This is a genomic window from Kitasatospora sp. NPDC058406 (assembly GCF_042722765.1).
Taxonomy (GTDB): Bacteria; Actinomycetota; Actinomycetes; order Streptomycetales; family Streptomycetaceae; genus Kitasatospora.
This window is the reverse complement of the sequence record NZ_JBHXKE010000023.1, coordinates 48,227-58,243: the sequence shown is the minus strand read 5'-3', so window position 1 is coordinate 58,243 and position 10,017 is coordinate 48,227. Positions and strand designations below refer to the sequence as shown.

The 10,017-nt window shown below is 77.2% G+C and carries 6 protein-coding genes; 4 read left to right on the top strand and 2 right to left on the bottom strand.

Annotated elements, in window-relative coordinates:
* Positions 1–152: 152 nt before the first annotated feature.
* Complete coding sequence (locus tag ACFWOG_RS07310) at positions 153–623, bottom strand: pyridoxamine 5'-phosphate oxidase family protein (RefSeq protein WP_380355666.1); 471 nt, start codon at positions 621–623, stop codon at positions 153–155.
* A 50-nt stretch (positions 624–673) separates the two neighbouring features.
* The gene (locus ACFWOG_RS07305; RefSeq protein ID WP_380355656.1) at positions 674–1,552 is read right to left on the bottom strand and encodes a sigma 54 modulation/S30EA ribosomal C-terminal domain-containing protein; all 879 of its coding nucleotides are present in this window, start codon (positions 1,550–1,552) and stop codon (positions 674–676) included.
* A gap of 310 nt (positions 1,553–1,862) precedes the next feature.
* Here ACFWOG_RS07305 and ACFWOG_RS07300 point away from each other — a divergent pair, with 310 nt between their 5' ends.
* The 4 genes from ACFWOG_RS07300 (at position 1,863) to ACFWOG_RS07285 (ending at position 9,977) form a co-directional block, all read left to right on the top strand.
* The gene (locus tag ACFWOG_RS07300; RefSeq protein ID WP_380355653.1) at positions 1,863–2,507 is read left to right on the top strand and encodes a class I SAM-dependent methyltransferase; all 645 of its coding nucleotides are present in this window, start codon (positions 1,863–1,865) and stop codon (positions 2,505–2,507) included.
* Positions 2,508–2,756: 249 nt separating this feature from the next.
* Positions 2,757–6,179: a type 2 lanthipeptide synthetase LanM gene (gene lanM / locus ACFWOG_RS07295; RefSeq protein ID WP_380355652.1), complete on the top strand. Its 3,423-nt coding sequence runs from the start codon at positions 2,757–2,759 to the stop codon at positions 6,177–6,179.
* A gap of 165 nt (positions 6,180–6,344) precedes the next feature.
* Positions 6,345–6,536 (top strand): hypothetical protein, encoded by a 192-nt coding sequence (locus tag ACFWOG_RS07290; RefSeq protein WP_380355649.1) that lies wholly within the window; start codon positions 6,345–6,347, stop codon positions 6,534–6,536.
* Positions 6,537–7,013: 477 nt separating this feature from the next.
* Positions 7,014–9,977 carry an AAA family ATPase gene (locus tag ACFWOG_RS07285; RefSeq protein WP_380355646.1) on the top strand — a complete coding sequence of 988 codons (2,964 nt, stop codon included), beginning with the start codon at positions 7,014–7,016 and terminating at the stop codon, positions 9,975–9,977.
* The last annotated feature ends 40 nt before the right edge of the window (positions 9,978–10,017 follow it).

The following is a 10,017-nucleotide window of genomic DNA, read 5'->3' as shown; positions in this document are numbered from 1 at the left end:
GCCGGGGAGTTGACGTTCTCCCCGGTCGCGCCGGCGCAGTCGGGGGCCGTCGGCCGAGGGACGGCGGAGCGTCGGCGAAGGCCGCCCGCGGGCCTCGGCCGCTCACGTCCGCGGTGGCCACGCCCCCGGCCGCCGGGGCCGACGCGGGAGCGTCAGGAGGCGGCGGCGGTGCCGACCGCGGCGATCCGGTAGCCGGTCACGAGGTCGGGCCGGATGGCCACCGTGTGGTCCATCGAGGCGTTCACCCACGGGCTCAACAGCCCGCGGTAGCGGGCCAGGAGGGACGGATCGGTGACCGGCCGCGCGAAGCCGGTCACCACCACGCTCCACCCGAGCCGGGTCGACGGGTCGATCGCGTCGGCCTCGTAGGCGACCACCACGCCGGCGTCGTCCCCGCCCTGGGCGACCGTGGTCAGCGCGGCGCCGTCGTGGGTCCGGATCACGATGACGTCGTCCACCAGGAGGTGGTTCACGGGGCGGATCGCCGGTAGCGCGGACACGGTGAAGACGATCCGGCCGAACGGCGCACGTCCCAACAGCCGCAGGGCCTCGGCCCGTTCGAGCGGGACCAGCTCGCGCGGCGGGGCGTCGGAGGCCGGACGGGGTCGGGCGAGCGGCGGCAGGCCCTCGGGCCGGCGCAGCGCGCGCAGGCGGCGACGGACGGACTCGTCGTTCACGAGGCGCCCGCGATCAGGCCGAGCCGGCCGTCGAAGCGTCGGTAGAGCACCCGCCCGCGCCGCGAACCCGGCTGGGCGAAGAACAGGTACGGCAGCTCGGCGGCGGCCAGCCGTTCGACAGCCTGATTTTCCGTCAACTCCGGTGCACCGCTCGGACTGAGGGTGAGCGGGGCGATCGGCCGGGTGGGCGGACCGGCCGCGGCCGTACGGGCCAGCCGGTAGCCGGTCGGACCCACCCGGTAGACCACGGCGTCGGTCTCGGTGGCCGGGTCGGTGAAGAGGTGGATGTCGAAGTCCATCGCGTCCATCGTCCGGGCGGCGGCGTCCGGCGAGCACCACACGAGGTGGGCCTGCTTGCGCCGGACGATGTCCTGCGGCCCGGCGGCGCAGGGGAGTTCGGTACGGGCGGCCTGCGGATCCGCCCAGCGCCGGGCCCTGGCCTCCGAGGCCCTGACCTGCTGGGCCCTTACCTGCTGGGCCCTGACCTGTTGGGCCCTGACCTCCGGAACCCCGGCCGGCGGCGCCTCGACCGACGAGGGGGCCGCGGCAGGCCCGCGGCTCCGGGCCCGGCGGGGCCAGGGCCGGGGCGCCCACCCCGAGGCGACGACTGTCATCCGGCCGCGCAGGCCGTCGGCCAGCCGGTCCAGGGCCTCCCCCAGATCGACGGCGACCTCCTGGACGCGGATCCGCCGGCCGTCCACCTCCGCATTGACCTGGGCCAGGACGCCGGTCGGGCCGACCGATCCGACCCGGACCCGCAGCGACTCGACCAGGGCGTCCGCCCCGCTCACCACGGCTGCGATCCGGGCCCTGGCGTCGACCGCGAAACCTCGCGAAATCCCGTCGCACACCCGCACCGTGACCAACTCGCCCACCTCAGGCCTCTTCCCGTTCCGCGTTCTCGTCAGGCCGCGCCACCCGCCTCCGGCAGGCCCGCACACACCGGCGCGTCGATCACCATCCCGCCACCGCACAGCCGTCACAAGGGTCGAACGGCCCCATCGGCGCCCGCCGTCCGGCCCCCACCGCCGGGACGACCCGGCTCGTCCGGGCGTGGTGCTCCCGCCCGGGCGAGCCGGCCGTCCCGGGCGCCGGGAGTGCGGGAATCCCCGGACGGCCGGGCCACACCCGCTCTCTGACGTCGCGGGATGCCGGACCGCGCCCCGGCCGTGGCATGATCGGGCCATGTCGATCCCCGACGACCAGTCCGCGTACTGGAACTCCACCGGCACCGGGAAGACCTTCGGCCACCCGCTGCACCCCGGCTGGACCGCCCGGATCGACCGGGGTGCCGCCCTCCTGGACTACGGCTGCGGGTACGGCCGGCTCGCCGGCGACCTCGCCGGCCTGGGCTTCACCGACGTCGAAGGCGTGGACGTCGCAGCGGAGTCGGTCGCCCGGGCACGCGCCGAGCAACCGGCCGCCCGGTTCGACGTGCTGACCGACCCGCCCCGGCTCGACCGTCCGGACGCCTCCTACGACGCGGCCTTCCTGTTCGCCGTCCTCACCTGCGTACCGGGCGACGACGCCCAGCGCGCCCTCGTCGCCGAACTCCACCGGGTGCTGCGCCCGGGCGCGCTCCTCCAGGTCAGCGACTACTGCCTCCAGCCGGACGAACGCAACCGCGAGCGCTACCGGCGGTTCGAGTCGCGGTACGGCCGGTTCGGCGTGTTCGAGACCGGCGACGGCGCGGTCTGCCGCCACCACACCCGGGCGTGGCTGGGCGAACTGTTCGGCGACTTCGACGCGGTGGCCGAGCACGAACTCCCGGTGCTCACGATGAACGGCCGCCCGGCGGTCGCCACTCGGCTCCTGTTCGCCAGACGGTAGATCCTCCCCCCGGAACCCGGAAACGCGGCGGCCACGCACCCGACCGCGCACCGGCCCCCGCACTCGGCGCCGCCCCCGGCCCCGGCCGTCGGCCCGGATCATGCGGGCCGACCGCCACAAAGATGGGGGCCCTCCCCCCATGCCCCGGTGGCCGCCTCGACGCCAGGATCGGCACCGAGGGCGGCGCCTTCGACGGCAGCGCAGCCCTCTCCCGGCATCGGAGGTGCGGTGGTGGCAGAGGTGAACGCCGTGCGCAGCACGCGCCTCGACGGAGGCGCCGGACCGGTTCAGGGCCCGGTCGCACCGGCGATCTCCTCGACCGCACCGTTCCCGCACTCTCCGGTGCCCGGTGATGCCCCCTCGCCGGACGAACCGGCCGGTCCCGACCGGGCGCCGGCCGGAACCGGTGCCCCGGCCTCGTCCGGGCCGGGATCCGCATCCGGAACCCCGCACGTCCCCGGGGAGACGCCCGCCGCGCCCCCTCCCGCCGCACCGGACCTCGCCGCGCCGAGCCCCGGCCCGGCGCACCCCGGCCCGGCCTCCCGTCTCCACCGCTCCCGCCTCCGGGCGGCCCGTTCCGGCGGCCCCCCCTGGTGGGAGCGCGGCCTGACGCCGGGCCGGCCCGCCCCCGCCGCCCGCCCCGACTGGGCCGCCTTCACCGAGGCCGCCGTCGCCGCCGCCCCCGTCCGCCCGGTGGTGCCGCGCGCCGCCTACCCGGGGCTGACGGGTTTCGCGCTCGTCCTGCAGCCGTTCGCCGACCGCGCCCAGGTCCGGTTGCTGACCGCCCTCTCCCCCGGCGTGCGGGCCGCCGAGCAGCTGGGTCGGATCGACCTGGCCGCCCTGCGCACCGGGTTCACCGCCCGCCTGACCGAACGGCTCGCCCGGATCGCGGCCCGCACGCTGGTCCTGGAGCTCAACGTGGCACGGGCGGGCGGGCGGCTGGCCGGCGGCAGCCCGCACGAGCGGTTCCGCTCGTTCCTCGCGCTCACGGCGCGCCGCGAGGGCCTGGCCGCGCTGCTGCGCGAGTACCCGGTGCTGGCCCGGCTGCTCGCCCGCGCCTGCCTCGACGCCGCCGACGCGTTCGCCGAGCTGCTGGACCGCTTCGCCGGCGACCGCCCGTCCCTGGTCGCCGGCCTGCTGCGCGGACGCGACCCGGGCGCGCTGGTCGCGGTCGCCGCCGACGCGGGCGACCGGCACCGGCGCGGGCGTGCGGTGGCCGTGCTGCACTTCGCCGACGGCGGCGCCGTCGTCCACCGGCCCCGGCCGCCCGCCGCGCACCGGCACTTCAACGCCCTGCTCACCTGGTACACCGCGCAGCCCGGGGTGCCCCGGCTGCGCGCGCTCGGCCTGCTCGACCGCGGCGGCCACGGCTGGACCGAGTACGCCGAGGCACGCCCCTGCCTGACCGGCTTCGAGGTCGAGCGCTTCTACCGCCGGCAGGGCGCGCTGCTCGCGCTGCTGCACGTCCTGGACGGCACCGACCTGCACTTCGAGAACCTCGTCGCGTGCGGGGAGCACCCGGTGCTGGTGGACGTCGAGACGCTGTTCCACCCGCCGGCCCGGCGTGACCCGGCAGAGGACCCGGCGGTCCTGGCCCTCCAGGAGTCCGTGCACCGGGTCGGCCTGCTGCCGCAGTTGCTGGTCGGCGACGACGGCGCGGTGGACGTCTCCGGCATCGGCGGTGGCGGCGGTGCGGGCCGGCTCACCTCCCCCGTCGAGGGCGTCGACTGGGCCGGCGCCGGCACCGACGAGATGCGGCTGGTCCGGCGCCCGCGACCGTTCGGGGAGGCCCACAACCGCCCCCGCCTGGGCGGCGCGCCGGTGGACCCGGCCGGCCACACCGAGGCCCTGGTCGAAGGCTTCCGCGCCGGGTACGCCGCACTCGCCGCCGGGCGCGACCGGCTCGTCGGCCCGCGCGGCCTGCTGCGCTCGTTCGCCGAGGACGAGGTCCGCGTGGTGCCCCGGGCCACCCGGGTCTACGCACGCCTGCTCGACGAGTCCACCCACCCGGACGTGCTGCGCGACGCCGCCGCGCGCCAGGCCGTCCTGGAGCTGCTGCGCACCGACGCGGTCGACGATCCCGGCCGGCCCGAACTCGCCGACCACGAGATCGCCGACCTCTGGAGCGGTGACGTCCCGCTCTTCACCGCCCGCCCCGGCGCCCGCGATCTGTGGACCTCCGGCGGCCGGCGGCTGCCCGGGGAACTCGCCGAGGCGGGGCTGGCCCGGGCGGAGTCCAAGCTCGCAGGGCTCGGCGGGGTCGACCGCAAGGACCAGGAGTGGATCATCCGCGCGGCCATGGTCGGCGCCGCCGGGACGCCCGCACACCGGCCGGGCCGGCCCGTCCCCGAGAACGTCTGGGCCACCGCGCCGGAGCCCGAGCAGCTCCTCACCGCCGCCCGGGGCGGCGGCGACCAGCTGGTCGCCGACGCCTACCGGGCCCGGTCCCGCACCAACTGGCTCGGCCTGGAGCTGCTCGCCGACCGGTACTGGCGGGTCCGGCCGCTCGGCGCCGACCTGGCCGGCGGCTACACCGGTGCCGCGCTCTTCCTGGCCCAACTCGCCGCGCTCACCGGCTCCGACCGCTACGCCGAGGTCGCCCGTCAGGCCCTCACACCCGTGCCCGGCCTGCTCGAATCCCTCGCCGCCCACCCCGACCTCCCGGCCGCCGTCGGCTCCGGCGGCTTCGCCGGCCTCGGCGGCATCGCCTACGCGCTCACCGAGATCGCCCGTATCCTCGACGACCCCCTGATCAGGCAGTGGACCGGCCCGGCGGTGGCACTCGCCGCGTCCGCGATCGAACGCGAGAGCGACCCGGGCGTGCACAGCGGCACCGCCGGCGGCGTCGCCGCCCTGCTCGCGGTGCACGCCTCGACCGTGCGTTCCGCGCTCGCCTCCCCCGGACACACCGGCCGCGCGGGCCACCCCGGTCACGCCACGGGACGGCCGCCGCACGCCGCCGGCGCCCGCACCGCCGGTACGCCCGGCACCGACGCCCTCGCCGCACAGGCCACCGCCGCACTGCGCGCCGCCGCCCTCGGCGCCGAGCGGCTCGTGGACGGACCCGTGCCGCCCGCCACCGGATTCGCGCACGGCACGGCCGGCACGGGCTGGGCCCTGCTCCGGTACGCCGAGGCCATCGGCGAGGCGGCCGACGGGCCGCACCACCGGGCCGGGCTGGCCGCCCTGCACGCCGCCACCTCCGCCCGCTCCCGGGAGGGTTCCTGGTGCCGGGGCCGGGCCGGTGTCGCGCTCGCCGTGGTCGACAGCCCGCTCGCGCTCGCCGACCGCCGGCTCGCCGAGTGGGCCCAGCGCGCCGTCCGGAACACCGCCCGCGCCATACCGATCGCCGACCACAGCCTCTGCCACGGCGAACTCGGCGTCCTGGAACTGCTCGGCCGGCACGGCCCCGCGTCCGGCCGGACGCCGTGGGTCCGCCGGGCCGGGGCGCTACTGGCCGGAATCGACCACGACGGGGCCCGCTGCGGCACCCCCGACCACGTCCCGCATCCCGGCCTGCTCACCGGCCTGGCCGGGATCGGCCACGGCCTGCTCCGCCTCGGCTTCCCCGACCTCGTGCCGCCCGCCCTGCTGCTCCGCTCCGGCGGGCCTCCCGCGCTCCGCCGACCACGCCCTCCGACCGTTCCCGGCACCCGACCCGACCTGACCTGACCCGATCCGCGCGGGCCTCCGCCCGCCCCGCACACGCCCGTTCGCCGCACTCCGTGTGCGGCCGGACGGACCGCACCGCCCGCCCTGTCCGCCGACCCCTTCCGCCCCTGTCGAACCGGCGCCACCCCCGCACTGTCCGCACCGACCGCGAAGGAGCACCACCCGATGCACACCAACGACCAGCAGCCGAACCGGAACCAGCCCGTCGCCCGCCCCGGTGACGCGGCCGACCACCCGGCCGGCGAGATCCGGCTGCGCACCGGCAGCGGCCTGGGCCTGCGTTCGCAGCTGCTCGCCGGCACCGGCGGCGTCGTCCCGCCGATCTTCGAGTTCCCGACCATGACCACCCCGTTCTAGCAGTCCCTCCCCGGCCCTGACACGGCCGGACGGTCCACCGCCGGGGTACGGGCAGCCCCCCGGCGGTGGACCGCGCCACTGCGCGCCGCCGCACCGCGCCGTGCGCCCGTGCGCCCCTCCCGGCGCGCCCCGCGCCCCGGAATTGCAAGCCGACCGGCCCGCACCCGCCGCCGTCCGCCCGCACCCCGTGCTCCTGTGCGCCCCACCTGCACCACCCGGCGGGACGGCCGTGCCACCCGCACCCTCCGCCCCGCCGGAACCGGCCGCACCGTTCCGGAACACCGCTCCGCGCCCCGGCCTCCCCACTCCCGGACACCCCACCCGACCCAGTGATCACATCCGTCACACCCGTCACCCCGCCGGACCACCGCCCCATCCATGTGGTCGAGCCGTAATCCTCCCGTGTTCGTACCGTGTCTGCTTCGTGGCCGATTCGCCACCCTTCAGAACAGATGCCACGTCAAGTAGCCTGCGGCCATGCGCACCACGTCGTCGATCACCGTCGGCCGGGCAGCCGAGATCGGGCTGCTCGGCGATGTGCTGTCCGCCGCCCGGCAGCGGGCCGGCGGGGCGGTCTTCCTGCTCGGCGAGGCCGGTATCGGCAAGTCCAGGCTGGCCGGCGAATGCGCCTACCAGGCGTACGGGCTGGGCCTTCCGGTCCTGCGCGGACGAGGCAGTTCGACCGGCACGGTGACGCCCTTCCGCCCGCTGATCGAGGCGCTCTCCTCCCGGTTCCGGGCCGCCGGCCCGCCGGCCGACCCCGAACTCGCCCCGTACCGCCCGGCGCTCGCCCGGCTGGTGCCGGAGTGGCGCGACGGGGCGTCGGCGGCCGGCACGGGCGCCTACCCGGAGACGGTGGTCGAGCTGGCCGAGGCGCTGCTGCGGCTGCTCGCCGTACTCGGCCGCGACCAGGGCTGCGTGCTGCTGCTGGAGGACCTGCACGACACCGACGCGGAGACCGTCGCCGTGCTGGAGTACCTCGTCGACAACCTGGACGGCCTGCCGGTGCTGCTGCTCGGCACGCTGCGCGCCGAACCGGGCCCCGCCCTGGACCTGGTCCGGACCGCCGAGCGCCGGCGCGCCGCCACCGTCGCCGAACTGCGCCCGCTGCCACCCACCGAGGTCGCCGCGCTGGCCGCGGCGATCCTGGAGAGCGAGGTCGCCGACGTACCGGCGGCCGTCATCGACCAGTTGGCCGCTCGTGGCGACGGCTGTCCCTACCTGGTCGAGGAGTTGCTCGCCGACATGCTGGACTCCCGCGCGCTGCACCGCGGCGAGGACGGCCGCTGGACCCTGCCGGGCGGACCACGGACCGGCGTGCCCAGCACCATCGTCCGCAGCTGGAGTCGCCGGATCGACCAACTCGACTCCCAGGTGAGAGAGTTACTGCTGACCGCCGCCACCCTGGGCAGCCGGTTCTCGGTGACCACCGTCCAGCTGATCACCGGGTACGACGACCGGACCCTCTTCAGCCACCTGCGCTCGGCGTCCGAGGCCAACATGATCGTGCCGGACGGCGCCGCCCCCGACCGCTACGCGTTCCGGCACGCCCTGACCGCCGACGCGGTGACCGCCGCCCTGGCCCCCGCCGAACGGGCCGCGCTGGCCCGCCGGGCGGCCCGCGCGATCGTCCGAACGGATCCGGAACTCGCCGACGAAAGACGCCAGTTGGTCGCCTCCCTGCTGCTCGCGGGTGGCGACCGGGCAGGCGCGGCGGTGCACTTCGCGGAGGCCGGACGGCGGATGCTCGAGGCGGGCGCGGCCAGCTCGGCGGTGATCCTGCTGGAACGCGCCCGCGAGCTCGCCGGGGACGCCGAACGGACCACCGTCACCGAACGGCTGCTGCCCGCACTCGCCGAGGCGGGCCAGCTGGACCGGGCGTTCGAGCTGGCCCGGACGCTGCCCCCGGTCCACGCCGACCGGGGACCGGCCCGGACCCCCGCCGTCGAGCGCCGGATCGACCTCCACACCCGCCTCGCCTGGGCGGCGGTCATGGCCGAGCGCGGCCCGGACGCGGTGGCCCAGGTCGCCGCCGTACGCACGCTCTCGGCCGACCGCCCACGACCCGAGCAGGACGCCGCGCTCGCGGTCGTCGAGGGACACCTCGCCCTGCTGCCGGTCCACGACCCGCAGGACCGGACCGACACCGCCACCCGCCTCGCCGAGGCCGAACGACGCGCCCGCCAGGCCGCCGAGGTGGCCGAACGGGCCGGGCTACCGGTGGTCGCCTGCCAGGCCTGGCAACTGCTCGCCCTGCTCGCCCGCGAACGCGGCTTCGACGCCGCCGACGCCTGCCTGGAACGCATGCTGGCCGTCGCCGAGGCCCACGCCCTGCCGGTCTGGCGGGTCGAGGCGCTGCTCCGGCTGGGGGCCAACGCCTTCATGCGCACGGGCGACGGCACCCGGCTGGAGCGGGCCCGCGAGGCCGCCGCCGGGCTCGGCGCGATCATGCTCACCCAGACGCTGGACGGACTGCTCGCGATGAACGCGGTGCTGCGCGGCGAGTGGGACACCGCCCGGGAGATCGTCGACCGCTGTCTGGACGCCACCGCCCGGCTGCGCAACCTCGCCGCCCACCGCTACCTGCTGCTCTGTTCCGCCACCTTGGCCGCGCACCGCGGCCGCGGCCGGGAGACGGAACGCGAACTGGCCCGGTTCCGGCAGGCCGGCGGCGAGGAGTCGTTCCTGATGCCGCTGCGGTACGGGCTCTGCCGGGCCGTCGGCGCGCTGCTCGCCGAGGACCGGGCCGGGGCCACCGCCGAGCTGGCGGCCGGCCTGGTCTGGGAGCAGGAGCACCCCAGCGTCTTCTACCTGGCCGGCCGGCACGGCCTGCATCCGCTGCTGGAGGTGGCCGACGGCCGCTGGGGGCGGGCCGAGCTCGACCGGGCCGTGGCCTCGCCGGCCGCCGAACTCGCCTGGAACCGTCAGTTCCTGGGCTTCGCCGAGGCGGTCCTGCTGGGCCGTGAGGGCCGGCCGGCCGAGGCCACCCGTGCGGTCACGGAGGCCCGGCTGACCGCCGCACCGTTCCCGCTGGCCCACCACCTCGCCCTGCGGCTGACCGCGGAGGCCGCGCTGGCCGACGGATGGGGCGATCCGGTGACCTGGCTGCGCACCGCCGAGGAGTACTTCCACCAGGCGGAGGTGCAACCGGTCGCCGCCGCCTGCCGGACGCTGCTGCGGCGGGCCGGCGCCAGTGTCGCCCAGCACCGGGGAGGCCGCGACGCCGTGCCGGCCCGGCTGCGCACCTGCGGGGTGACGGTCCGCGAGTACGAGGTCTTCGTCCTGCTCGCCGCCCGCCCGGGCAACCAGGAGCTGGCCCGGAAGCTGTCCATCTCCCCCCGCACGGTGGAGAAGCACATGGCCAACCTGCTGGCCAAGACCGGCCGCACCGACCGCGCCGGGCTCTGCGACCTGGCCTCCGAACTCTGCGGCGAGGGCTGACCCGGGCGCCCGGCGGAGCCTGTACCGGTGTCCGCGCGGG

What these genes read in the sequence shown, in the direction of transcription:
- ACFWOG_RS07300 (WP_380355653.1), top strand. Translation starts at nt 1,863, where the DNA reads ATGTCGATCCCCGACGACCAGTCCGCGTACTGGAACTCCACCGGCACC.
- ACFWOG_RS07290 (WP_380355649.1), top strand. Translation starts at nt 6,345, where the DNA reads ATGCACACCAACGACCAGCAGCCGAACCGGAACCAGCCCGTCGCCCGC.
- ACFWOG_RS07285 (WP_380355646.1), top strand. Translation starts at nt 7,014, where the DNA reads ATGCGCACCACGTCGTCGATCACCGTCGGCCGGGCAGCCGAGATCGGG.